The organism is Streptomyces sp. NPDC045846 (assembly GCF_056431605.1).
The window spans coordinates 163,340-186,269 of the sequence record NZ_JBWKKJ010000015.1 but is presented as its reverse complement, the minus strand read 5'-3'; the positions used below and the strand labels follow the sequence as shown (position 1 = coordinate 186,269).

General features: G+C 69.1%; 21 protein-coding genes, 2 pseudogenes and 1 riboswitch. Of the genes and pseudogenes, 17 read left to right on the top strand and 6 right to left on the bottom strand.

Features of this window, described 5'->3' with window-relative positions; translation table 11 throughout:
- Nucleotides 1-215 precede the first annotated feature (215 nt).
- Nucleotides 216-443, top strand: coding sequence for a hypothetical protein (locus AC07F3_RS34285; protein ID WP_479118494.1), 228 nt, complete (start codon nt 216-218; stop codon nt 441-443).
- A gap of 1,146 nt (nt 444-1,589) precedes the next feature.
- Here AC07F3_RS34285 and AC07F3_RS34280 read toward each other — a convergent pair.
- On the bottom strand, nt 1,590-2,495 hold the full coding sequence (locus AC07F3_RS34280; protein WP_479118493.1) for a LysR family transcriptional regulator: 906 nt from the start codon (nt 2,493-2,495) through the stop codon (nt 1,590-1,592).
- 70 nt (nt 2,496-2,565) lie between these two features.
- Here AC07F3_RS34280 and AC07F3_RS34275 point away from each other — a divergent pair, with 70 nt between their 5' ends.
- The 3 genes from AC07F3_RS34275 (at nt 2,566) to AC07F3_RS34265 (ending at nt 4,963) form a co-directional block, all read left to right on the top strand.
- A complete protein-coding gene (locus AC07F3_RS34275) occupies nt 2,566-2,919 on the top strand; it encodes a hypothetical protein (protein ID WP_479118491.1) in 354 nt (117 codons plus the stop codon).
- Nucleotides 2,920-2,924: 5 nt separating this feature from the next.
- Nucleotides 2,925-3,149: a hypothetical protein gene (locus AC07F3_RS34270; protein WP_479118489.1), complete on the top strand. Its 225-nt coding sequence runs from the start codon at nt 2,925-2,927 to the stop codon at nt 3,147-3,149.
- Nucleotides 3,150-3,583: 434 nt separating this feature from the next.
- Entirely contained in the window at nt 3,584-4,963 is a 1,380-nt protein-coding gene (locus AC07F3_RS34265; protein ID WP_479118488.1) for an MFS transporter, read from the top strand.
- Nucleotides 4,964-5,481: 518 nt separating this feature from the next.
- On the opposite strand, the gene AC07F3_RS34260 is transcribed toward AC07F3_RS34265, so the two are convergent.
- Nucleotides 5,482-5,958: a MarR family winged helix-turn-helix transcriptional regulator gene (locus AC07F3_RS34260; RefSeq protein ID WP_479118487.1), complete on the bottom strand. Its 477-nt coding sequence runs from the start codon at nt 5,956-5,958 to the stop codon at nt 5,482-5,484.
- A 73-nt stretch (nt 5,959-6,031) separates the two neighbouring features.
- Here AC07F3_RS34260 and AC07F3_RS34255 point away from each other — a divergent pair, with 73 nt between their 5' ends.
- The gene (locus AC07F3_RS34255; RefSeq protein ID WP_479118486.1) at nt 6,032-6,619 is read left to right on the top strand and encodes a TIGR03086 family metal-binding protein; all 588 of its coding nucleotides are present in this window, start codon (nt 6,032-6,034) and stop codon (nt 6,617-6,619) included.
- A gap of 318 nt (nt 6,620-6,937) precedes the next feature.
- A complete protein-coding gene (locus tag AC07F3_RS34250; RefSeq protein WP_479118484.1) occupies nt 6,938-7,486 on the top strand; it encodes a hypothetical protein in 549 nt (182 codons plus the stop codon).
- Nucleotides 7,487-8,487: 1,001 nt separating this feature from the next.
- On the opposite strand, the gene map is transcribed toward AC07F3_RS34250, so the two are convergent.
- A complete protein-coding gene (map, locus tag AC07F3_RS34245) occupies nt 8,488-9,270 on the bottom strand; it encodes a type I methionyl aminopeptidase (protein WP_479118483.1) in 783 nt (260 codons plus the stop codon).
- Between the two features lie 68 nt (nt 9,271-9,338).
- Here map and AC07F3_RS34240 point away from each other — a divergent pair, with 68 nt between their 5' ends.
- On the top strand, nt 9,339-9,644 hold the full coding sequence (locus tag AC07F3_RS34240; RefSeq protein ID WP_479118482.1) for a helix-turn-helix domain-containing protein: 306 nt from the start codon (nt 9,339-9,341) through the stop codon (nt 9,642-9,644).
- A 78-nt stretch (nt 9,645-9,722) separates the two neighbouring features.
- Here the strand turns inward: AC07F3_RS34240 and AC07F3_RS34235 are convergent.
- Nucleotides 9,723-10,413: pseudogene (locus tag AC07F3_RS34235) on the bottom strand (helix-turn-helix domain-containing protein); the annotation flags it as partial.
- Here AC07F3_RS34235 and AC07F3_RS34230 point away from each other — a divergent pair.
- The 6 genes and pseudogenes from AC07F3_RS34230 to AC07F3_RS34205 form a co-directional block, all read left to right on the top strand.
- Nucleotides 10,325-10,757: pseudogene (locus AC07F3_RS34230) on the top strand (citrate/2-methylcitrate synthase); the annotation flags it as partial. The pseudogenes AC07F3_RS34235 and AC07F3_RS34230 sit on opposite strands and share 89 nt — an antisense overlap.
- 183 nt (nt 10,758-10,940) lie before the next feature.
- Nucleotides 10,941-11,090: riboswitch (cobalamin riboswitch) on the top strand.
- Nucleotides 11,091-11,128: 38 nt separating this feature from the next.
- Entirely contained in the window at nt 11,129-11,347 is a 219-nt protein-coding gene (locus AC07F3_RS34225; RefSeq protein ID WP_479118480.1) for a CbtB domain-containing protein, read from the top strand.
- Between the two features lie 33 nt (nt 11,348-11,380).
- Nucleotides 11,381-12,247, top strand: a complete 867-nt coding sequence (locus tag AC07F3_RS34220; protein WP_479118479.1) for a CbtA family protein — start codon at nt 11,381-11,383, stop codon at nt 12,245-12,247.
- Nucleotides 12,244-12,972: a (2Fe-2S)-binding protein gene (locus AC07F3_RS34215; protein WP_479118478.1), complete on the top strand. Its 729-nt coding sequence runs from the start codon at nt 12,244-12,246 to the stop codon at nt 12,970-12,972. The genes AC07F3_RS34220 and AC07F3_RS34215 overlap by 4 nt, the downstream gene beginning before the upstream one ends.
- Nucleotides 12,973-13,423: 451 nt before the next feature.
- On the top strand, nt 13,424-14,218 hold the full coding sequence (cobF, locus tag AC07F3_RS34210; RefSeq protein ID WP_479118477.1) for a precorrin-6A synthase (deacetylating): 795 nt from the start codon (nt 13,424-13,426) through the stop codon (nt 14,216-14,218).
- 115 nt (nt 14,219-14,333) lie between these two features.
- On the top strand, nt 14,334-15,749 hold the full coding sequence (locus AC07F3_RS34205) for a prenyltransferase/squalene oxidase repeat-containing protein (RefSeq protein ID WP_479118476.1): 1,416 nt from the start codon (nt 14,334-14,336) through the stop codon (nt 15,747-15,749).
- A 166-nt stretch (nt 15,750-15,915) separates the two neighbouring features.
- Here AC07F3_RS34205 and AC07F3_RS34200 read toward each other — a convergent pair whose 3' ends face one another.
- On the bottom strand, nt 15,916-16,338 hold the full coding sequence (locus tag AC07F3_RS34200) for a winged helix-turn-helix transcriptional regulator (RefSeq protein WP_479118474.1): 423 nt from the start codon (nt 16,336-16,338) through the stop codon (nt 15,916-15,918).
- Between the two features lie 86 nt (nt 16,339-16,424).
- On the opposite strand from AC07F3_RS34200, the gene AC07F3_RS34195 reads away from it, so the two are divergent.
- Complete coding sequence (locus AC07F3_RS34195; RefSeq protein WP_479118527.1) at nt 16,425-17,249, top strand: NAD(P)H-binding protein; 825 nt, start codon at nt 16,425-16,427, stop codon at nt 17,247-17,249.
- Nucleotides 17,250-17,842: 593 nt separating this feature from the next.
- Nucleotides 17,843-18,736, top strand: a complete 894-nt coding sequence (locus AC07F3_RS34190) for a glycosyl hydrolase family 18 protein (protein WP_479118472.1) — start codon at nt 17,843-17,845, stop codon at nt 18,734-18,736.
- 307 nt (nt 18,737-19,043) lie between these two features.
- Here AC07F3_RS34190 and AC07F3_RS34185 read toward each other — a convergent pair whose 3' ends face one another.
- On the bottom strand, nt 19,044-19,964 hold the full coding sequence (locus tag AC07F3_RS34185) for a LysR family transcriptional regulator (RefSeq protein WP_479118471.1): 921 nt from the start codon (nt 19,962-19,964) through the stop codon (nt 19,044-19,046).
- Between the two features lie 250 nt (nt 19,965-20,214).
- On the opposite strand from AC07F3_RS34185, the gene AC07F3_RS34180 reads away from it, so the two are divergent.
- Together AC07F3_RS34180 and AC07F3_RS34175 are read left to right on the top strand one after the other, a co-directional pair.
- Nucleotides 20,215-20,823, top strand: a complete 609-nt coding sequence (locus AC07F3_RS34180; protein ID WP_479118469.1) for a hypothetical protein — start codon at nt 20,215-20,217, stop codon at nt 20,821-20,823.
- A 391-nt stretch (nt 20,824-21,214) separates the two neighbouring features.
- A complete protein-coding gene (locus AC07F3_RS34175) occupies nt 21,215-22,840 on the top strand; it encodes an FMN-binding glutamate synthase family protein (RefSeq protein ID WP_479118526.1) in 1,626 nt (541 codons plus the stop codon).
- The last annotated feature ends 90 nt before the right edge of the window (nt 22,841-22,930 follow it).

Genomic DNA, 22,930 nt, shown 5'->3' with positions numbered 1-22,930 from the left:
GGGGCCATCCGCCCAACCCTGTCCTGCACGGCCATCGGCTACGCGGCCGCGCTCGCCGAAGCCAGGTAGTCCAGACACGGATTGAGTGGCCCGCACTGAAAATCCCTTCCACGGCGGCCCAGACGAGGGGGCGGCCGCGACTGCATCCTTGGGACTACTGCGTCTTCGTCCCCGCGGAGGAGGATCTTGAGGCACCGCTGCGAAAGAGTTGGTCCGTGCGAATCACCATCGGATACACCGCCGAAAGCATCGGTTACGTCGTAGGAGCCCAGGGGCTTGTCAGCTGCGCTTCGCAGGCCTTGTTCGGCACGGAGTGGGGCTGGATGCACAAGTTGATCGACCTTCCGTCTCCCGCCTACCTCGGCCTGGTCGCCGTGGGGGCGGCGCTCATCGTCGGCGGGGTGAGGTTGCGCAAGACGCCCCAAAGTCAGAAGGCTGCCTGATCACGGGCCTTTCAGCCTGCGACCTGCGCAACGGCAGCGCATCGGTCGCCACAACCTGGAACCCAGTCGTGTCCTGGTAGTTGGTGAGCTCTGTTCAAGTGGGAGCGGGCTGGCGCTGGTGAAGAGTGGCACGGCCGTCGGGGCGTCCGGGCGTTTACCGGATGCGGCTGTCCGTGCCAGGCGGTTGAAGGCGTCCGCGCGGGTACCCTGTCGTTCGTCTGTATGTCATCCAAGTGACTGTGAATCCGCCCGTGTTGGCACACGAGGAGGGTCACCACCACGCCCTCTCCGGCGGTGGGGTCACCGATCTGCTTGGCGTCGTTCGTTCTGTACAGGCTGGCATACCGGTACCGGTGGTTGAAGTGCACGAGGCCACCGAACTGGTCCGCCTGCGCCGGGTATGGGTCCGGCCGCACGTGCGTGACCCTTCGTACGTGCCAAGTTCCCGGCCGCCCACGTCTGTACATGCAAGGCATTGAGCGGGCGTCTCGTGAGCCCCTGCTCGGTCTGCTGTCCGACGCGCAGGAAAAGCGACGAGACGCCGTCGGCACACCGCTACTCGGCGACCTGAAAGCCGTAGTCCGCCGCTCTTGGCGGACCCGGCAGGCCCCCTCCGGCAACATCAGGACGGCCGGGTGCTGCAAACGTGACTCCGGGCCCTGTCCGGCGATGGAAGCGTCGTGTGGCCAGCACGCCATGGAGCTGGTTCGCTGGCCGGTCCGGTTCGGGTTCATGCCCTCTCGAAGAGATCGGCGACCTGCGGTCTCCAACCGCCCGACGCGTCGGAGCGTGGGACTTCACGGCCTTGTTGGAGCCACTGCCGTACGAGGGCGTCGTAGATCGGCGCGTCGGATGTGCTGCGCAACGCAACCTGCAGCCAGGTCACCTCGGTGGGTGGCGCCGGAGAGAAGGTCTTCATGCGGTGTCCAACGGTGCGCGTCGGCAGTGCGTCGTGGGTGGGCTCCGAACTGGCGCAAAGTCGTTTCCGCGATGGGGCCGCGGCCCACACGATTCCGTCCCCCGCGCTCGGCCCTGCCATCAGCCGTCGATGCCTTGGAGGCGGACGCCCGCCGCTGCGTGAGCCAGTCGGCCTCCTTTGCGGCGGGGAAGGACCACAGATACGTCACCACGTCAGCTACCGCTCCCTCAGGCGTTCCCTCGGCTCGAGGCCAAGGACATCCCTGACGCGTCGACCCCCACAGCGTCGGCCATCTTCGGTGAAACCCTCAGCGCCGCGGCCACGAACGAGGCGAGCAGCGGGCGGCGGTCTTGTTCATTCCAAGCGAGTACGAGGCGGCTGAGTGGCGCATCGGACACCGGGACACCGACCAGGCCGGGCGGGAGCGGCTCAACCAGGGACCGGGGGAGCACCCCGATCATCCGGCCCACTTTGATCATCTGGAGCAGCTGGATCACGTCGGCGACCTCCGGACCGGTGCCGTCGCCCCCGGGCACGCCTTTCCAGCGCGGCAGTGTCTCGCCCTCCAGATCGGCCATCCGCACCGAAGCCAGCCCGGCCAGACGGTGTGCGGTGGGGACGATGGCCACCCGCTCCTCGGCGTGGAGCGTCTCGTGGTCCAGGCCGTCGAGATCGTCGAACGGTACGTAGAGCAGGCCGACATCGGCCCGGCCGTCGAGCAGGAAGGCGGTGCGGTCGGCAGGGCCGCTGAAGAGGATGTCGACCCGGCGGGCATCGGGCTGGTGTGCGTACTCGGCCAGGATTCCGGAGAGCAGGCCGGCGTCGCCGCCGGGCTTGAGGACGAGCCGCAAGTGGGCCTGCGTGTCGACGGCACGCTGGGCACTGCGGACGGCGGCGGCGACCGCGTTGAGCGCGTGGCGTCCTTGCTCCTGCAACGCTGCCCCGGCGGGCGTGAGTTCGACATGCCGACTGGAGCGAAGGAAGAGCGGGACGCCGAGCCGGTTCTCGATCCGCCGGATCGCCTTCGACAGCGCCGGTTGGGCGATCGAGAGCCGGGCGGCGGCTCGGCCGAAGTGCAGCTCGTCGGCGACTGCGACGAAGTACTCGAGCTCGCGGGTCTCCAGTTCAACCATGCCTGCAGGTTATCGCTGAATTCCCCACTGATCTTGGACAGTTGTGGCCTGCGGTCGCGAAACTTGCCACATGAGCCAGTACCTGATGACCGTTGCCATCGATCGGCCTCCACCCGACATGGAGCTCCGCCAAGACCTCGGGAACATCGAATCATCCAGGCTCGACACCGGTTTCGTGGAGTCGGGCGTAGCCCGCCGCCACGGTCACGTCCCCGGGGAGGAGGCCATTCCCGCGCTGATCGCGACCGCGATCGTGCGGCTCGCCGTGGCCGACTCCGAGGCTCCAGCGAAGGGGTTCGCCGCGCCTGCCCTGCGCGAACTCGTCGACCGCTGGCACTCGCGGCACCCGCACAAGGTCGCCGCGGTCGACTACGCGTCGGCCCGGCTTTGGGGCAACGCCGCCCCGACCCGTACCCCGAGTTGAGGCGGGTGGCGGCCCTTACCGACCTGATCGTCGTGCAGGAGGCGATCACGCCGCTCGGCCGGATGGCCGGCCCGCAGGAGGCCGCAGCCGCTCCCGTCCGGCTCTGCTCGGAGGCGGCATCCTGCATCACCGTCATCGCGCTGTCGGTCGAAGGCGGGCAGGACGTATCCGCCGGGCACGGATACGGGGCTCGCTTGAGGTCACGGTCTCCGCGCTGCCCGCGCTCCTGAGGATCCTGGCGAGGAGGGGCCGTGGGGGCCGAGGCAGCGGATCGCGCACGGGCCCCGGTGCTACGCGGGAGAGGCCTGTCGCCTCCGCCGCCATGCGCCCGCCCCGAAGACCTGGCCGCGTTGGTGGTCGGCGCCCGCTTCTCCGGCACCTGACCCCACCCGCAACGAAAGCCCCCCCGCGTCGCACCAGGCACGCCCCGCCCTGCCCGGCTCCCACCAACGAGCCCCTCCCGGGGGCCGGTCCACCCAGCCGGTCCACACCGGCGTACCTCCGCCCGTCCGCGCGTGCCCGTGTTCAGCGGCGCGACCGGACCAGACGCGGTGAGAACGGAATCGGATCATTGAGTACACCCGCGTTTCCCCGCACGGGCGGGAGACCGCCCCGGAGCCTGTCCACGCCGACCGCTTCCGCACTCGTCATCGGCCTGGCGGTGATGACACTGGAGGGCTTCGACCTCGTTGCCTTCGGCGCGACCACACCCCTCCTGCTCGACTACCGGCCCTGGGGCCTGACCGTCGCCCTGGTCGGCCTGCTGGGCAGCCTCACGCCCATCGGTATGCTCATCGGCTCCCTGCTGGTGGGCCAGTTCACCGACCGGTTCGGTCGTCGCCGGACGACCCTGGTCAGTGCCGCGCTCGTCAGCGCCGGGATGTTCGCCTGTGCCGCGGCACCCCTGCCGTCCCTGTTCGGTGCGGGCCGCTTCGTCGTCGGGCTCGGTGCCGGTGCGATCTACCCGGCTATGGCCCCGCTGATCTTCGAACTCGCCCCTGCCAGAAGGAAGAATCTGTACTCGGGGATCGTGCAGTGCGGGACGCCCATCGGTGGCGCGTTCGCGGCCCTCGTCGCCAACACGTTGTTGAGCGGCCACAGTTTTCATGTGGAGTATCTGGTCGGCGGCTTCGCCGGTCTGCTCGTGCTGCCCATGGCCTACGCCAGGCTGCCTGAGTCCACGGAATACCAGCAGGCGGTGACCACGCCGACCCTGGCCCCCGGTAGCCGCGGTGTACGACTGGTGCTGAAGCCGCCCTACGTCACCACGACCCTGCTGTTCTGTGCCTTGGCGGCCCTTTCGTTCCTGCTCATCTTCGGCATGAACACCTGGCTGCCGGAGCTGATGAGGACTGTGGACTATCCGTTGCGATCCTCGCAGACCTTCCTCATCCTCCTGAATCTCGGCGCCACCGTCGGTGGACTCGCCATGGCGCTGCTGGCCGACCGCGCCGGATCGAAGGGAGCGGTGACCGCCGCTTTCGCCCTCGGAGCCGCCGCGATCGTCTGCATGAGCGCCCAACTGCCGCTGCCGGTGCTCTACGGCGTCGTGATCCTCGGTGGCTGCGGCGCTGTCGGGGTCCAGGGGCTGCTCAACGTGTACATCTCCCGCACCTATCCGGTGACAGTGCGGGCCAGCGCGGTGGGCGTCGTGCTCGGAGTGGGCCGCATCGGCGCGATCGTCGGGCCCACGCTCGGCGGCTGGCTCCTCGCGGCCGACCTGGCACCCCGCTGGAACTTCATTCTCTTCGCCCTTCCCGCCGTCCTCGGCGCGCTCCTCGCCAGGGCCGTCGGCGGCCGGACGCCTCGCGAGGACCGCGGACCGACACCCCGCGAACCCGGACCGGCGCCCCGCGATCTGGGCGTTCCGACTCCCGCGCTGCGGGCCCAGGAGCCGACCCGCAGAACAGGCACCATGAACCGGACAGCCACCACAGAAGAGCACCTGATGGGCACCGGCGACGTCACCGTCGTCGGGTGCGGTCCCATGGGTCTGACCGTCGCACGCCTGTCGGCAGGGAAGGGGGGCGGGGGCAGCCATTGACCCCCAACCGGCTCGTATGCCACCACCCGCGCATCACCCACCTCGGCGACGAGACCACGCGCCTCCGGTGAAGGACGCCCAGCGCGGAACCATGCCTGCCTGCACGGCCGGTGCTTTGCGCATCCATGATCGCTGGCCGCAAGATCCTGGCCCGTTTCGAAGGCTGGTTCGGCGTTCTGCGACTGTCGCGGAGAGGGCCTGGTCGGCACTGCCAGCCCGGCGCGCAATCGCGGCCTCGAACGCTCCGTCAGCTGGGCTGCCGACGGCAGGCCGTTGATGGTGTGGGTCGGGGGGAGGCGACGTGGCCCTTCGAACTGTGGTCGGCCATCGAGGGCCTTGGACTCCATCTCGGTCTGGCTTGGGCCGGCATCGCGGGGGAGGAGCCGATCGTCCTCGTCGACCTGCCGGTCGACTTGGACGGCACGGTACTCGGAGAGGCGCTTGCTCTTGACTGTTGGAGCGGGACGGCCACTCCTCCACCTACCTGGCCTTGCCGCTGTCGCCTGCCGCCCCGGTTCCTAGCCCTGCCCGGAGATCTCCTCCGGCGGCAGCGCGGACAGGGTGCGCAGGGCGTTGAGGAAACCCCGGCGGTCCGCTGCCGGGAGGCGGGCCAGGAGCTGCTCCTCACGGTGCTGGATCGCCGATTGGACGGTGTCGCGCAGGCGACGGCCCTCGGCCGTGAGGGAGAGCAGCCGGGCTCGGCGGTCGGCCGGGTCGGGGCGGCGCAGGATCAGGCCGCGCTGCTCCAAGTCGTCGAGCACACCGATGATGCGGGTCTTGTCAGCGCCGATGGCCTGGGCCAGCGCGGACTGTGTGCGTACCGGCTCGTCCTCCAGGTGGAGCAGTACGGAATAGGCCCACATGGCCAGGCCGTGGCTTTTGAGTACGGGAAGTTCGGCGGCCATCAGGGCCCGGCCCAGCGGAACCATCATCGCCGCCAGGTCCTTGCGCTCGGGCCGAGCGCCTCGCTGCGTCGTTCTTCCGTGCTCTGCCATGGTCTGGAAAATACACGTTGACAGATCGTGTGCTGGAGCAGATCGTATGTGCATGCCTACTAATTTGGATCGGATGCGGGACGCCGACGCCCAAGCCGTGCGGTACAGCGTCGAGCTCGTGAGCAAGGTGGAGCCGGGAGATCTCGGCAGGCCCACCCCCTGTGCGGACTGGACGCTCGCGGACCTGCTCGCCCATATGACCGCCCAACACCGGGGGTTCGCGGCCGCGGCGGCCGGTGCGGGTGAGGACGAGGAGGCCTGGCGGGTCGTACCGATCGGAGCCGATGCCGTCGAGAGCTACGCGGCTGCTTCCGAGCTGGTGGTACGCGCCTTCGCGGCGGTCGACTCCGTGGAGCGGAAGTTCACCCTGCCCGAGATCGCTTCCGGCCCGACGATTCCCGCCGGTACGGCCATCGCCTTCCACTTCATTGATTACGTCGTGCACGGCTGGGACGTCGCCCGCGCACTCGACCTCCCCTACGCGGCCGCCCCGGGGCTGCTCGAAGTCGCGCTGCCGGTCGCCCTGGCCGTGCCCGACGGCGACGAGCGGCTCGCGCCGGGTGCCGCCTTCCGGCCCGGCCTCGTGCCGGTCGGCGATGCGGGTCCGCTCGACCGGATCCTCTCGGCCCTCGGGCGCTCGCCGAACTGGTGCCCCGCATAGGGAAGTTGGCGCCTTCGGGCTCAGCCGGCGGTCAGGGAAGCACGTTTGGTCGAACTGGACACCAGACCTGACACTGCCCGTCTTTCAAGTACTGGATGAGGCCTGCTGTGGCGCTCGGACGGTGGCGGAGCGTGGAACTGAGGATTCATCGGCAGGCGCTGGTGTGGCACGGGCGCTCGCTGGGTTGCGGTCGGCTCCTCCTGGGGGATGAGCTGGGCCCCCGCGTGGGGGAGGGAGCCTGGACTGGCGGAGGATGCCGCCGTGTGCCGGGCGCTGACAGGGTGAAGACGTCAATTCGGCCCACTCCCTGGAGAGTTCATGATGATCCGTCGGTTCACGTCGCCCGCGCGGGACGTCCGGATCGCCGTACCGCGGTGGGCGGTGTGGGCGGCCTGGGCGACTGTGCTGTGCACCGTGCCCTCTTGTGTGTGGCGGCTTTCGCTGGGGTTCGGTGTGGACGTCGGGTTCACCGGGCGGCTCGGGTCGCTCTACCAGGGGACGTCGATCATGGTCTATGTGCTGATCCTGTCCGTGGCCTCGCAGGCGGCTGCCTGCCTCACGCTCGGTCTGGTGCGGCCCTGGGGCGAACAGGTGCCGCACTGGATGCCGTGGTTGGGCGGCCGCCGCATTCCGCCGCTGGCCGTGGTCGTACCTGCCGCGTTGGGTGCCGTCACGGTGACCGGTCTGTGCGCTGTGGTCACGCTGGTGCCCTCGGGGCCCCTGGACAACCCCGACTTCCCGCACGGAACAGCCGGCCTGATCATGGACCTCTGCTACGCCCCGCTGCTGGCCTGGGGGCCCTTGGTCGCTGTCCTCACCCTCGCCTACGCCCGACGTCGACGAGCCGGGGCGCGCACAGCCGAGTGAACGCTTCCGCAGGAGCCAGGGACGGGTGCCGTTGGAAGCGGTCCGCCCGCTGGGCAGGCCTGGACGACGGTGCGTGGTGTGGTCCTCGGACGGAACGGGCCGGGGTCCCGCGGGTAGGGCTGTCGGGCCTGGCCGTTGGGCGCGGGTCGGCCCTGGGCATGCCCCTTCCCAATGATCAGTGAACCCAGCCCGGCAACTACCGGTCACCACTGCTCGGAAGGCGGCCGGAACACATCGCGATCGGGTTCAGCCTCGCGCCCCTGCCCCTCACCTTCAACGTCCTGGTCCTCGCCACCGGCGCCTGGCTCCTGTGGTGGAAGGTCCCCGGCAGCCGCCCCGCCTGAGATCACCCGCCGCCGTGACACAGGGCGGCTCCCTTGCGAGATTGCCCTCTCCCGTCAAGATCAACACCCGTGCGTGGAACGAGGGCCGCGCGCGCACGAGGGAAGCGCAGGAGCAGTGAAGGGTTCCTGCTGGGTTCGGGAGACACCGGACCTCTTGCGCCGGGTGGCCGCGGACGTGCTCGTGCTGCCGAGCGCTGGTCACGCTGCGAAGAAGCAGACCAATGCTGAGCTGGACACTGACCAGGAAGGTGCCTGGCAAAGTGGTGCGATGGAAGGTGCTTGGCACCGGAGCCTCGGTCGTGCCGCTGTACGGCACCCGGTACACCCCGTCCTCGGGAAGAGTCCCCACGACCCAGGCAGCGTTGACAGAGCACCCGAGGTGTTCGTCCATGCCCTCGCTCGCTGAGCCGCCCACATCCTTGCCGCTGGACGCATGAGCTACCGGGCCGTCGCTGGGTGCAGGGTGCGGGTGTGCGGCTCCTCCCCCCCCCGTGAGTCCCGGGGCAACGGTGATTGCGGAAGCAAGGAAGGCCTGCGACGACGTCGCCTCCGCCAACTGGGAGAGCGCCCGACGGTCCCGGTTCGCCGGGGGTGCAGGACGGTTGAGGCCGGCCCCGGGCCGCCGAGATTGGTCACGTGGCGGCGGGGCGGAATCTCCTACGGTCGCGCCTGCGTGGGCAGGGTGAGAATTTCGGCTCCGCCGTCGGTGATCGCGATGGTGTGCTCGCTGTGCGCGGTCCGGCAGCCCGTGGCGCTGCGCAGCGTCCAACCGTCGGCATCGGTGACGAGTGTGGCGGTATCGGCCATGACCCAGGGTTCCAGGGCGAGCAGCAGCCCGGGGCGCAACTTGTATCCGCGGCCGGGCCGTCCGGTGTTCGCCACGTGTGGGTCCTGATGCATGGTCGAGCCGATGCCGTGGCCTCCGAACTCGGTGTTGATCGGGTAGCCCGCCTCGCTGAGGACCGTGCCGATGGCATGGGAGAGGTCGCCGATGCGCGCGCCCGGCTTGGCGGCGGCGATGCCGGCGGCGAGTGCGCGTTCGGTCGTCTCGATCAGCGCGACGCTCTCCGCGGGCCTGGCTTTGCCCACCAGGAAGCTGATCGCGGCGTCGGCAGCCACCCCGCCCATGACTACGGCGAGGTCGAGCGTCAGGAGATCTCCGTCTGCCAGCGTGTAGTGGTGGGGCCGTCCGTGGAGCACACCGTCGTTGACGGCCGTGCAGATGTAGTGCCCGAACGGGCCGCGCCCGAAGGAAGGCGCGTAGTCGACGTAGCAGGACTGCGCCCCCGCCTCGGTGATCATCTCCTTGGCCCACTGGTCGATGTCGAGTAGATTCGTCCCGACGGTGCTGCGTTGCTTCAGCGTGTGCAGGATGTCTCCGACCAGGGCGCCGGTGCTCCTCGCCCGCTCGATCCGCGCGGAGTTCAGGATCTCGATCATGGCTCTCTCGTCTCTTGCCCGTCCAATAACTATCCCGGTCAAACTATACCGGTATTAGAATCGGGCCCATGGTCAGGTTGCCGCTCACCCCCGCCGAGGTAGAACGCGGACGGCGCCTCGGTGCTCTGCTCCGCCGAGCGCGGGGTTGCCGCTCGATGCTGGACGTGGCGCTCGCCTCACACATCTCGCCGGAGACGCTGCGCAAGATCGAATCAGGCCGGGTGGCCACTCCCGCCTTCCCGACCATCGCAGCGATCGCCGACACCCTCGGCCTTTCTCTGGACGCCGTCTGGGCCGAGATCAGCCAGGCGGGAGATGCCGTCGAGACGCATTCGGTGCCGCCCGTCACGCGGTACCCGTCGCTTGTGTCGTAATGCAGTACTCATGCCGAGCTGGGGTGCCGGCACCGGGAGAGGTCCGTGCGGGAAAACGGTTGCCGTCACGGCGGTGCTCTCCAGCGGGTAGGGCAGGTAGGTGCGCCGGTCGGGATCGACGGCCAGTCGTCCGCCTGCCGGAGGCCGGGCCCGCTGCGCGCAGTCTCGGCGTTCGCAGATCCGGCAGCCCAGGCCGATCGGGGTGGCGGCGCGGGGGGTCGTCGAGCGCGACGCCCTCGGCGTAGACGAGCCAGTGGGCGCGGCGCAGTTCGCAGCCGAGGGCGACGGCGAACTCGGCGCGCGGGGCGTGATGGCCGAGAGCTGCGTGCGTGATGGTGCGCGCGACCCAGAAGTACCGCTTGCCGTCCGGCGTTTCGGCGGCCTGGGTCAGGACCCTTCCTGGTGCGAAGAACGCCTCGTACACCGTCCATAGGGGGCAGATGCTGCCGAGCCCGGAGAAGTAGAAGTCGGTCGCGGACTGTCGCTTGGAGATGTTCCCGGCGCGGTCGACGCGCAGGATGGAGAAGGGGGCGCCTCGCCGTCCGGTCCGCTGGAGGGCGCTGAGGCGGTGGCAGACCGTCTCGATGCCGACGCCGAAGCGGGCGGAGAGCAATTCGATGTCATGGCGCACCTGCTCGGCCGCCGTGTGAAAGGCGGTGTGGGGCATGAGGAGCGCGCCCCCGATGGACGTCCTCCGTACCGCGGTCAGCTGGTTCGGCGCCAAGGACCTGACCGAGGGCGACGGCACTCCTGCCGCAAACCGGGCCAAGTCCCTCACCCTGCTGGCCAAGTTGCCCACCGTGGCGGCGGCCGATCAGCGCCGCCACCGGGGCCTGGGCCCGATCCCGCCCGACATCCCTCGGGTATGCCGAGAACTTCTTCCACTTGTGCTTCGGGAGCGTGCCAGACCCGGACGTGGTGCGCTGCTTCGAGATCTCCCTCACGCTGTACGCCGAACACAGCTTCAACGCCTCGACGTTCACCGCCTGTGTGGTCACCTCCACTCTCTCGGACTCTCACAGCGCGGTCACCGCCGCCATCGGCGCGTTGAAGGGGCCCCTGCACGGAGGAGCCAACGAAGCCGTGGTGCACATGCTCCTGGGGATCGGTGACATCACCGAGCAGTTGGCCCACAACGCCCTGATCCGCCGTCGGTCTCGTACGACGGCCCGGATCATCGAGCGGTACCGGCCGGCCTGTCAGAGTGAGGACCCTGAGCCTCAAGTCGACCCGTGAGCTGCGCATTCGTGAGCAAGTGCGCAGGCTCGCCGTCCGGTGCGCCGATTTTGGAAAGGCTTGATTGACGGCCCCTGAGGTGAGCCATACTGTGCACTTGTAGTGAGGGCGTAAGGAAGCTGGTGGGATTCCAGCACGGTCGCGCCACTGTGAGTCCGCCACCGGAAGGTGGCAGGCGAGTCAGACACTGACCCCTCACTCCGCCCGTACAAGCAGAGGGACGCACGATCCCCGAAGGAGGGCTCGCCTTGAGCAGCATTTCCACATCCCCGCGCCCGGCATCCACGCCGGTCGTCCTGCCGGTCTCCAAGTCCGTTCTGTGGCTGGTCACCACCGCGCTGATCGCGCTGGCCGTCTACTACTTCGTCGGTGTCGACCAGGGCGCCGTGTCGGTGTTCGGCAACGACATGCACGTGCACGAGTTCGTCCACGACGCCCGCCACTTCCTCGGTTTCCCCTGCCACTGAGCCACCGGAACCCGGACGTACGGACAACTCGACATGGAAAAGAAGCTCATACTGCGCGGCGTACTCGCCGGCGCAGTCGCGGGCCTGCTCGCCTTCGTCTTCGCCCGGATCTTCGCCGAGCCGCAGATCGCCAAGGCCATCGACTACGAAAGCGGACGCGACGCGGCTCAGGAAGCGCTGGACAAGGCGGCCGGGCTGCACGCCGAGGCCGCAGGTCCCGATCTGTTCAGCCGCACCATCCAGGCCAACGTCGGCATCGGGGTCGGCATCATCTTCTTCGGTATGGCGATGGGCGCCCTGTTCGCCGTCGCCTACACCGTCTGCCTTGGCCGCACCGGCGGACTGCGCGCCCGCAACCTGGCACTGCTTGTCGCAGGCGGCGGATTCCTCGGCATGTATCTGGTGCCGTTCCTGAAGTACCCGGCGAACCCGCCCGCGATCGGCCACGAGGAGACCATCCAGCAACGCAGCGGCCTGTATCTCATCATGGTCGTCTGCTCCGTGGCCTTCCTGGCCGGAGCCGTCTACCTGGGCAAGCGGCTCCAAGCCCGATTCGGCAACTGGAACGCCAGCCTCCTCGCCGGGGCGGCGTTCATCGTGGCCATCGGCATCGTCATGCTGGTCCTGCCCCAGCTCGGTCACCTCTCGTTCAACAAGGCCAACTACGGCAACCATCCCACCGAGACCCCGCTGCCGCTGACGGACCCGAAGGGCAACATCGTCTTCCCGGGCTTCCCCGCCGACGTGTTGTACGCCTTCCGCTTCTACTCGCTCGGCGCGCAGCTCATTCTCTGGACGGCCCTCGGCCTGATCTTCGGTCCGCTGGCGGAACGCCTGCTCAAGCCCGTCAGCCCGGATACCTCCGCTCCCTCACCGGAGTCGGACCCCGTCCCGGCATGACCGGCCCCACCACCAGCGCGGTGATCGAGGAGATCACCGCGCTCGGCCCGTTCTTCGCCCTGCAGACGCACCCGCCCGGGTCACAACTGTCCGAGCCCTGGCAGCCACTGTCCCGTCAACTGATCGAAACTCGCGTGAGCGGCATTCGAGAGTGGCTGGCCGGCGCAGGCGGACAGCCACCGGACGCGGTCGAGACACGGGTCGCGGCTTCCGTGACCCACCTCGGACTTGCCGCCCGGCTGGTCTCACCTCCGCTGGCCGCCGCGGTCCTGCACGGCGTGGTTCTCGCCCCAAAACTCGCGGATCTGCGGTGGCAGCCCGTGATCGGCGGTCCCATTCCGCTCTCACTGCCTGCCGACGTCTTCACGGCCGGCAGCGAAGAATCGCTTCCGCGTCTCGCCGACGAACTGAGCAGTCGGCTGCTGGACGGGCCCCTTCGTGAACTCGCCGACGCCATCGGGCAGTTCTCGGTGTCCCAGCACATCCTGTCCGGGAACGTCGCCTCGGCTGTCAACGGGGCGGTCACCATGATCACCGCCTGCCGCCAGGACGTCTCCGCACGGGCCCGTGCCCTCGCCGACCGCCTCCTGCGGCAGTCTCCCCTGCGCGGCGCGAGCACCGCGGATCCCGACACGGGATTCCGGCGCCGCAGCTGCTGCCTGATCTACCGCGCCGCCCCCGGCGGCCGTGGACCCAAGTGCGGGGATTGCGTCCTGTCCAGCTGACCCGGCCGCTCACCCTGCCTTCACACCCGAAAAGGAAACGCCGTGAGCCGACGCCCCGAGCCCCGAAGAATCGCCCTGGACGGCGCCCCGGTCGTCGCCCTCACCCCACACGAATACGAGCGTCTGCTCCTGGCACGCCGTCAGCTCGGCGGCCAGAGCACACGTATGAGCGCCCTGAACCGGGACTTAACCTTGGCCGCCGGCCTGCTGGAAGAGACCCGGGCAGAACTCTGCGGCTCAGCCGGTCCTGACGGCGCGTGTGCCGCCGGGCGGTTCGGACAGGACGGGGCTCGCCTCTGCTGCCGGATCAGCGCCCTGCTCGACTCCGCCCGGTTCGCCGCACTCTCACGCCCGTCCAGCTCGACCGCCGGCGGTCGAAAGCCGCAGTGACGGACTGTTGGGGCGCGGGACCGGGTGCCTCCTTCGGATCCCGCCTTGGCACACTGGCCGCATGAGTACGGAGCAGCGAGCAATCCTCGTCGTCGGCATCGGAGCGGGCAATCCCGACCACCTGACCCTTGAGGCAGTGAAGGCGATCCGCCGTGCCGATGTCTTCTTCGTCGTCGGCAAGGGCCCCCGCAAGGCCTCCCTGACCGACCTGCGCCACCGGATGATCGAGGAGCACGCGCAGGGACCGTACCGCGTGGTGGAGGTCGACGACCCGAGCCGCGAGCGGCGGCCGATGGACCGGGCCGACTACGCCGCGGCCGTCCAGGACTGGCGCATACGGCGCGGGGAGATCTTCGAGCGGGCGATGCGTGAGGAGATGACGGAAGGAGAGACGGGCGCCTTCCTCGTCTGGGGCGACCCGTCCCTCTACGACAGCACGCTCGGGATTCTTGCGGACATCGCGGATCGCGGCGCGCTCTCGATCGCAGTCGACGTGATCCCGGGCATCACCAGTGTCGCGTCGCTGACGGCTCGGCACCGCATCCCCCTCAATCAGGTGGGGCGGCCGGTGCACATCACTCCGGCTCGGCGGCTCGCCGATGTGGGGCAGAACGACGATGGGGACATCGTCGTCATGCTGGACGCTCATGAGTCGTTCACCCAAGTCGGGGGAGACGACGTGTGGATCTACTGGGGCGCCTACCTCGGCACCCCGGACGAGCTGCTGATCGCGGGCCCGCTGCGGGAAGTCTCCGACCGTATCCGGCAGGTCCGTGCCGAGGCTCGCGAACGGCACGGCTGGATCATGGACACGTATCTGCTGCGGATCGAGAAGCCGACGCCGGGACAGCCCTAGCCCGGCCCGCCGGGCAGTGACTACACGGCATACGGGCTCCTCGGGGACCTGCGGCCAGAGGATCTGTCGCCTCGTCGCGCAGGAAGCGCCGTCCCTTTCCCCGGGAGCACCCGACATGATCCTGAAGCGTTCCATCCTCGCCCGCCGCGCCCTCGTGACGGCCACGGCCGGTCTGGGCGCCCTCGCCCTGACGGCGGTCCCCGCATCCGCCACATCGTCGCCTGTGCAAATTGCCACGGCCACGTCGAGCGGGGTGAGCTATCTCAGATCGCTCCAGACGGCCGACGGTTCCTACGCGGGCGCCGGGCTCTCCAACGAGTGGGCGTTCTCGACCTTCGCCGCCGGGGGAACCGCCTCCGTCGACGTCACACCGGGCGGCGACGCCACGAAGAACGCCCGTACCGTCTACCGCAACCTCCTCGCCACGCCTGCCTGGCCCAGCACCTCGCCGGTGGTGACCGACTACGAACGCGGCATCATCAACGCCTACTCCGCCGGCATCGACCCGGCCCGCGTCGCGGCGAACCGGAACCTGATCGGTGACACCTACCAGTACTGGCAGAACTCCGCCCCCGGCTACTGGGGTACGCCGTCCAACTTCAACGGCACCGTCTTCGCGCTGATCGCGCTCGGCGGCGCGAAGACACAGGGCGGCGTCCAGCGGATTCCGCAGTCACTCCTCGACACCTCCGTCGCCGCCGTGCGGGCCAACCAGCACAACGACGGCGGCTGGAACTTCAGCAAGGCCGAGGGCGACCCGACCGCGCTCGCCGCGAGCAGCGACATCGACATGACCGGCGCCGCCATGGCCTCGCTGTGCGTATCCGGAGTGCCCGCGACCGACCCGGCCATCGCGAAAGCGAAGGGCTTCCTCAAGTCGAAGCTCGTCAATACCTCCGGCGCCTTCGACGCCATGTTCGGAGCCAACACCGACTCCAACGGCTGGGCCGTCTCCGGCCTCAACGCCTGCGGGATCAACCCTCAGACCGGCGACTTCCTCACCAGGGCCGGGAAGACCCCGGTCGACTTCCTGATCGCCCAGCAGTTCAAGCCCGGCGGTGGCTTCAAATACCTGCCCAGCGACACGGCCCCGTCCGCGTACGCCTCCATCGACGGCCTGCGGGCGGTCGCCGGCGGCGGCTTCATGGCGGCCCCGCCGCTGCCCACCACGCCGGGCGCCCCGCAATGGGTGGCCGCATCCGGGTTCACTCCCGGTGCCGCGGCGAAGATCGCTCTGACCGTGGAGGGCGGCGGCTCGCTCAAGGTCTGCTCGGTGTCCTTCACCCCGACCGCCGCCACGACCACCCTCGGCGCGGTCCTGGACGCGGCGGTCTCGTCGGCCACACCGGCCGGATGTGTGAGCAGCGTGGTGTCCGACAGTGGCAGCGGCACGATCACCGCCGTCAACGGGCAGGCGAACAACGGTGGTTCGACCTGGACGTCGAGCATCGACGGAGCGTCGCCTGTCGCCGCCGACCGTGACACGGTCGTCAGCCTGGGCGACACGATCTCGCTCCGCTACGGCAGCTGACGACAGCGTGCTTGGGCGCCGTCCGCGTCCCGTGCCGCCGCTCATCCGCCAGATGAGCGGCGGGCTCGGTCGGCGGCCGCGTACGGTTCCGATCCTGCCCGAACCGTGGGGGAGCGCCGTCCGGCGGAACCAAGGGGCGGGCTCGCCGCCGGGCCGAGTGGTCTCGTCAGCGGATGTCGTGATCGGGATGGGCCTGGTCGTACATGCGCCGAGCCTCGGCGATGTCAGCGCGGTGCGAGAGGGACCAGTCGGCAAGCGCCTTGACGAGGTGGGTCAGGTCGGCCCCGGTCGAGGTCAGGCGGTAGTCGACCTGGGCCGGCACAGTCGGGTAGACGGTGCGCAGTACGAGGCCGTCACGCTCGAGCCGGCGCACGGTGAGGGTGAGCATGCGCTGGGAGATGCCGTCGATGGCGCGTTGCAGTTCGCGAAAACGGCGCGGGCTTCCGGCCAGTTCGACAATGACGAGCACAGACCACTTGTCCCCGATGCGGTCCAGGACGTCGCGGATACCGCAGTCGGGATGGTCCTCGCGTCCGCACGGGTCGAGGTCGGCGGGGACGGTGGTTACCCCGGTGTGCGTCAGTGACATCGAACTGCCTTCTTGTGGCCGGTGATCGTGCGGTCAAGGATCAATCGTAGTTACCGATGAGAACCACGACGGAACGGCGATCCACCATGATCTTGGTGACCGGAGCAAGCGGAAACCTCGGCGCGGCCACTCTTGCGGCGCTGCATGCCCAAGGCAGCGTCGCGGCGGGAGGCAGCCGCACACCAGGGGCGGGGATGCGGCACCTCGACTTCGATGATCCGGTGAGCCTCGACCTCGCCGGGGTGTCCACCTTGCTGCTGATCTCCGCCGGCTACGCAGAGGACGATCGGGTGGTCGAGCGGCACGCCGCGGTCCTGGACGCCGCGGTGAGGGACGGCGTAGGCCACGTCGTCTACACGAGCCTGACCGGCGCCGGGGACCATCTCGGCTTCGCGCTCGCTCATCGTGCGACCGAGCGTCTGGTGCGGGCCAGTGGACTGCCGTGGACGATCCTGCGCAACGGCCTGTACGCCGAACTCTTCGGCGCTCTCCTGATGTGGGCCGACGGCGGTGTGGATTCCGCGTTCGGTGACGGCGCCCTGGCCGCAGTCGCGAGACAGGACCTCGCCGGTGCCGCGGCGGCTGTGGTGGCAGATCCCGCACGGCATGGCGGGCGTACATACGACCTCGTCGGCACACCGATCTCGGCGGCGCAGGTCGCCGGCCGGCTCGGGGTCCCGCACCGCACCATCAGCATGGACGAATACCGGCGCCGACTCCTTGAAGAAACACCGGGTCTGCTGCCGTTCCAGCCGCCCATGCTCACCTCGATTGCTTCCGGCATCCGGCACGGCTTCCTGGACGCCACCACCCCGGACCTCGCCCGCCTACTCGGCCGCCCAGCCCGCGACCCCCTCGCTGCGGCTGTCGCAGCCGCTTCAGCCACGAGACCACGAGCCGCGGTTCAGTAACGCGCGTGCCGCGCCCGGCACGGTGTGATGCGAAACGGTGAAGCCGGACCCGTTCGGCTGAGTCGGCTTCCGGCGTCCACCGGCCCGGGGGCACACCGCTTGAGATGCCACAGGGCACCACAGCTCGGCCGAACTGCCGTCAACCACGGGTTTCTTCGCTGAACGGCACTCCACACTCCGCCCCCACGTGGGTGCTTGAACGCGATCGCAGGTGTGTCTCGTACGCCACCTGAAGCGCACGGGCCGTCGAGGAGGCCGTGGAGGCAGCTCGTCACACCCGATGTCGCCTCCGGCGGCGGTTCCGCGATCATGGTCCTTGTCTGATGGAAGATTTGATCCGCCGAAAGGGACTCATGGCCAGCGCCCGGATACTCCTTGCCACTGCCCTCGTCGTCGTATTGGCCGGCTGTAGTGCGAGTGGCGGGGCCGGTGACCGTGGCCGGCCGTCACCTCGTTCCTCCTCGTCCAGCGGCAGCGCGACCCCGGCCGACACCGCGCTGCTCGGCCTTGAGGCATGGGTCTACCCCGGATCCACGGGAGAGGACACCTGCGGGGCCGTCGCCGAGTACCGCGACGGGAGGCTCCGTCATGGAGTGCTCAAGCCGCAATACTGGGACGTCGGCTCGAATGGCACGCTGAAGCTGCTGGACTCCGACAGCCATCCCTGCAACGGGTTCAGCGAGGCCAATGCCGCGGACGTCAAGGGGCATTCGGCCGCCCAGTACACCACCGTCTCCGCGATGGACCGGCCCGCCATAGCCGCGTTGGTCGGCGATCCGGCCCGTCGTACGGCTGCGGTCGGCTCACTCACCGCACTCGCCCAACGTATCGGCTTCACCGGTGTGGACATCGACTTCGAGGACTTCTGGGCCTGGTCGGCCGACGATGAGCGCGGGTACGAGGCGTTTCTCGCCGAACTCGCGACGAGCTTGCACCGCGCCGGACTCAAGCTCCAGGTCGACGCCCCGGTCGAGGCCCATGACGGCGACTCGGTGTTCAGCTACGCGTCCGTCATGCGGACGGGTGTGGACCAGCTGGTCGTCATGGACTACGGCCGGCAGTTCAACACCCCTGAGGGGGAGAGGTGCTGGGCTGTATCGCCGCACAGCTGGGTGCGTGAAGCCGTTGCCTACGCCCAGTCACAGGTGCCGGACAAGGACCGGTTGGTCATCGGCCTGCCGTCGTACGGCTTCACCGCTCCCGACCCTTGCGCGCCGGACAAGGTGAAGGACAGCGTCGCGCTGGCCACGATCCGCCGTGCGCCCGGCTACTCCGACGACGTCAGGACCACGGCCGCCCGGCGGGACGCGGCCTCCGGCGAAGTCCGCTGGACAGCGGGCGGCACGCTCTACGACTACACCGACCAGGAGGGCATGGACGCCAAGTTGGCGGTCCTCCAACAGCTCGGGGTCACACACGTGTCGGTGTGGACGCTGGGTGGAAACCCGTGGTTCTCGGCGTCGGCACTGCGCCACACCACCCGCTGAATCGTGGCCGCTCCCGTACCCACCGCGGCGCTCCTTTGCGCCCACGTGGGGGCGGGGCGAGGTGACCCTGGCGGGGACTGTGCGTGGCCGCCCTTGCGGTAGCCGCCGCCTCGTTCGCTGCGGGCTGTGACATCGACCTGCCCGACGGCGTACCGGCCTGGTCGAACGCGTCTGGAGTGCCGCAACAGCGGTGCAGGCGCCATGGTCAGGTCCGCATCACGCGGAGCCCGAGTAAGGGAGGGGGCGGCGGGCCCGTCGAGCGTTGGTCCCCCTGTCTCCGCCCGGTGCACATTTCGTGTGGCGGGCCTCAGGCCGAAGGGGATTCGTTGCCACGGGCGATCGCGCGGAGATCGCGGGCCGGGCCGGCAGGCCGCTGGCCCGTGGGCCACACTGCCAGGAGAGAGCGCTGCATGCGCATGCCGGAGACCCGCACAGCGGTGAGGACCCCGGCCGCCAGTTCGACGGCGACGGCGAGTGAACTCAGGACGGCAGGCCCCACTCCTCCCGCTGCCGCGTTCTTGATCGCGATGGCTGAGGAGAGCTCCAGCAGGGGGCTGGCCCGCCAGTCGGGCACATGCGCCGCCAAGGCCCGCTCGAACGAGGTCCGAGCTCCCGAACCCTGTTCACGCTGGATCAGCGTGGTGGCCGCGAGTTCCTCGGCCGTGATCGAGCTGCGACGGGCCCAGGGGTGCTGGGGGGCCACCACGATCAGCAGTTCGTCGTGTGCCACCACCTGGCTGTCGAGGCCGCTGGGGATTCCTGGGCTTTCGAGAAATCCAAGCTGGGCCCGGCCATGGAGGACAGCGTCGGCCGCCTGCGAGGAATTGCACGCCTGCAGTGCCACCGAGATGCCGGGGTTCTGGCGTCGCAGCATCTTGAGCCAGTGGGGAAAGAGGCACTCGACGATGGTCTGGCTTGCCGCCACGCGCAGGTGAGCGTCCCGCTGTGCGCGCAGTGAGGTGATGCCGGCGTCCAAGCGTTGCGCGGCTTCGATCACATCCCTGGTCAGGTGCACGATCGCCTTTCCCGCGTGGGTGGGTCTTGAGCCCTGATTCGTCCGCTGCAGAACCGGGGTTCCCACCAGCTGTTCCAGATAGCGGATGCGAGAGCTGGCCGAAGGTTGGCTGATGCCGTGGGCGCGGGCCGCCTGGCCGAGACTGCCCAGTTCGACGACGCTGAGCAGGAGGTCGAGGGCGGTCAGGTCGGGAACTCGGCTTGAGATGCGCATGGACTGTACCTCTGGGGTCGGGAAGGGGCGAGGTTCGAGCCCGAGGCGGAGGGGGTAAGGCCGGGCTCGCGATGCGCCTCGGGCTCCGACGTTAGAGCTAGCCATGACGCAGCCGGATGAGTCAAATCTAGATGGTATGGAGCAGGCTGTACCTTTCCGGGCGGTTTCGGAGCGCCGCCCCCTTCGACTGGATGTGTCATGCCCGGATACATACGATGCGTGAGTGGCCTCCGAGGAACACAAATCTGCAATGACCCCGCCGTCGGACGGCGCGGCGCCGGGCCTGTCGCTGCCGTCCTGGCCTCGGTCGGACGACGTGGAGACCGAGGGCACCTGGGTACGCGAGGAGCTCGCCCACGGAAACTTCGAGGCGTGGCACTTCTTCCGGCACGGGGCCACCGGCGCTGCGCCCACTCATGTGGTCATCCGGCCGGTCGCGGGGGGCGACCCCGCCGCCATCGCACGCGGCGTGACCACGACGGTCCTGCGCGAGGTCCGCCCGGCGGAGGCCGCAGAGATCGCCCACGGCTCGTCTCCGTCCGGGAAGTCGGTGAGATACCCCTACGCCGACCAGGTCGAGGCGTTGCTGGCCGGTCCCAAAAAGCCTACGGAGGCATACCTCGCAGCGATGGCGCTGCGCTACGAACGCCTGGCGGATGTCGGAGACCGCTCCCCTGTACGCAGGCTGGTCGGCCTGACGGGACTCCCTCTCGGCACGGTCAAGTCTCACCTCCAGCTCGCCAGGAAGAAGGGGTTCCTGCAAGCGGTCGGCGCGAAAGCCGGCGGGCGGGCGACCGAGAAAGCACGAGCGGTCGTGGGGGCAGCCCGATCACCCGAAAGCGCCTCGGACCCACGCTGACGCCAGGTGCGCGCGAGTGAGAGGGCTGGCGGCTCTTCGTGATCGGCGGTGCGCGCACCGCTCCGGGAGACACGTGTGCCCGGCAAACGGAGACCACCGCCCTCACTGATCACCTCTGCACTCGCGCCCCCGTCGGCCCGCGGGCGAAAGTCTGGATGCCCCCACGGTTTCCGAGATGTCTCTCGCTGCCTACGGGCAACGGTCCAATGCCTTCACAGAACGGTTCTATGGCGGGCGTCGGCACCTGAACAGAACCGCTGCCTACCGGAACCCCTTTCGCGTCGTCTTCCCAGAGCGACGCTATGCCCCCATAGAGCGAGCAGGGCTTCAGTACCTCCCACGCCTGCGCCGAGAGTGGAGGAATACCGACCAGAAACTGACCGAGAAGGCGATGAAACTCATTCAGCACCCCTCCCGTTTTCTGGCGCTGGCGACTGTCGCAGGCCTGTCCGCCGGATGCGCCGTGGCAGCCGTGCGGCTGTCCTCGTGGTGGTGGGCACCGGCCGGCCTCGCGCTGCTGCTCACCGGACGTGGTCTGTTCGACCTGTGCCAGGCCCGCCACGCGATCTTGCGGAACTATCCGCTGCTCGGTCATTTGCGGTTCCTCATGGAACGGCTGCGACCAGCCGTGCGCCAGTACTTCATCGAGTCGAACCTCGACGGTCGGCCCTTCCCCCGCGACGTGCGTGCTCTTGTCTATCAACGGGCCAAAGGCGAGGCAGCCGAGAAGGCCTTCGGTACTGAGCACGACCTCTACAAGACGGGCGGGGAGTTCTTCCTCCCGTCCATGGACCCCCATCCCATGCCCGACGTCCCGACGACCGCACGCGTGGGCGGGCCCGCCTGCGTCCGGCCTTACGACATGTCGTTGCTGAACGTATCGGCCATGAGCTTCGGCGCGCTGTCCGCCAACGCCGTGCAAGCCCTGAACCTGGGCGCGAAATGGGGCGAGTTCGCGCACGACACAGGCGAAGGCGGCTTGTCCGAACACCACTTGGCGGGCCAGGGAGACCTCATCTGGCAGATCGGCACCGGATACTTCGGTTGCCGCACCCCAGACGGGCGCTTCGACGCCGACCTCTTCGCACGGACAGCCGCATACCCCCAGGTCAAGTGCATATTGATCAAGCTCTCCCAAGGGGCGAAGCCCGGCCTTGGCGGACTGCTGCCCGCAGCCAAGGTCAATGCTGAGATAGCCAGGGTCCGGGGCGTCGCCCGCGGCCACACCGTCGTCTCCCCAGCCAGCCACCCCGAGTTCTCGACCCCACGCGAGCTGGTGGAATTCGTCCGCTGGGTCCGCGTGCTGGCCGCCGACAAACCAGTGGGCATCAAACTGTGCGTCGGCTCACGTCATCAGGTTCTCTCCCTGTGCAAGGCCATGCTGGCCGAAGACTGCGCACCGGACTTCATCGTGGTGGACGGAGCCGAAGGCGGCACCGGGGCGGCCCCGCTGGAGTTCTGCGACCAGATGGGCATGCCCCTGACCGACGGGCTCATCACCGTGCACAACGCCCTCGTCGGCACCGGACTGCGCGACCGCGTCGTCCTGGGAGCCAGCGGAAAGATCGCCACCGGCGGCGACATCGTGGCCCGGCTCATTCAGGGCGCCGACTTCACCAATTCTGCCCGTGCCATGCTCTTGGCCCTCGGCTGTATCCAGGCCCAGCAGTGCCACACCAACGCCTGCCCCACGGGAATCGCCACGCAGAACCCGGGCCTCGCCCGAGCCCTGCACGTGGGAGACAAGGCCATGCGGATATACCGCTATCAGCAGAGCACCGTGCGCAGCGCCCAGCAGATCATGTCCTCTCTCGGCGCCCGACACCCCCGGGACCTGCATCCCGCCATGTTGCAGCGCCGCCTGGACAGCGGGCTCACCATCTCCTACCAGGAGTTGTACGAGTGGCTCGATGTGGGTGAGCTCCTCGAATCCCCGCCCCTGTCCTGGACCCTCGACTGGAGTCTGGCCGACCCCGACTCCTACGGCCCGCCCAGGACTCGGACCCGCGGCACATGACCCCGGGCTCCATCTCGCTCACCCTGTGGGATGGGCCGACCGCAGGGCATACCGGCCCAGGCCGAGGCCTCATCGCTCCCTGATGGGGTT